The 941-nt window shown below is 64.2% G+C and carries 1 protein-coding gene; it reads right to left on the bottom strand.

The features are described 5' to 3' along the window. On the bottom strand, positions 1 to 941 hold a 941-nt coding region (locus HMPREF3139_RS04920), incomplete at both ends, for a hemagglutinin repeat-containing protein (protein ID WP_210388922.1).

Here is a 941-nt window from a genome sequence, read left to right as displayed (position 1 = left end):
CTGTCCGGTTTGGTTTTTGACGGCGTCGGCCACTTTGCCGACGGAATCGGCCAGTTGGTAGGCTTGGGCGCCGGCGGCTAGACCCTGCAGGGCGCGGGTGCGGTCGTCGGCTTTGCTTTTGGCAGCACCTTCGGCAGCGTTGACCAGATCGATCAGCGGTGAGGAGATTTTGGCGAAGGTGCCGATTTTAAGGTCGCGCTCGCTCTGGCGGCTGCGGCCGTGGTTGTCGGCGGTGCGGATATCGACGCTTTGGGCGGCAATGTCGATGTCGCGGGCGGCGGCAACATCACTGCCGGTTTGGCGGTAGGCACCGCCGGCATCTATCCGTACGCTGCCTTTCAGGCTGCCGATTTGGCTGGCGGCCTGCCGGGTTTCTTCGCCCTCGTTCTCGCGGCGGTTTTTCATCCAGCCGCTAAAGTGCTCGGTGTCGGAAATAACGGCACTGCCGATGCCGGAAGAAACTTGGCGCTCGCTCTGGCTTTGGCGGTGTTCGGCGGCGCGGATGTCGATGTCACCGCCGGCTTTAAGCAGCAGGTCGTCTTGGGAGACCAGACTGCTGCCGCTGACGGCGATATTGCCTTTTTCGGCAAGCAGACGGGTTTTACCGCCCACGGACAGGGTGCTGCCGCTGATGCTGCCGATCTCACCCGCAGCCTGCCCCTGATCGTTAAAGGTGCCGAAGGGGGTGATATGGTCGCGGTTGTCGATGGAGAAACCGCTACGCTTGCTGCTGCCGGTTTGCCGGCGGCTGTCGGCCGCGGCCAGCAGTCGGATGTCGTCGCGGGCATACAGCAGGGCATCGCCTTCGGCGGAGATTTGTGTGCCTTTGGCTTCGATGTTGCCTTCGGTGGCACGGATGCTGAGATGGCGGCCGGCCGTCAGCGAGCTGCCGACGGCTTCGGCGCTGCTGCCATCCTGCACCTGCGTGCTGCGGCTGCGGC

This window comes from Neisseria sp. HMSC15G01, assembly GCF_001808255.1.
Classification (GTDB): domain Bacteria; phylum Pseudomonadota; class Gammaproteobacteria; order Burkholderiales; family Neisseriaceae; genus Neisseria; species Neisseria subflava_A.
This window is presented reverse-complemented; position numbering and strand designations above follow the sequence as displayed.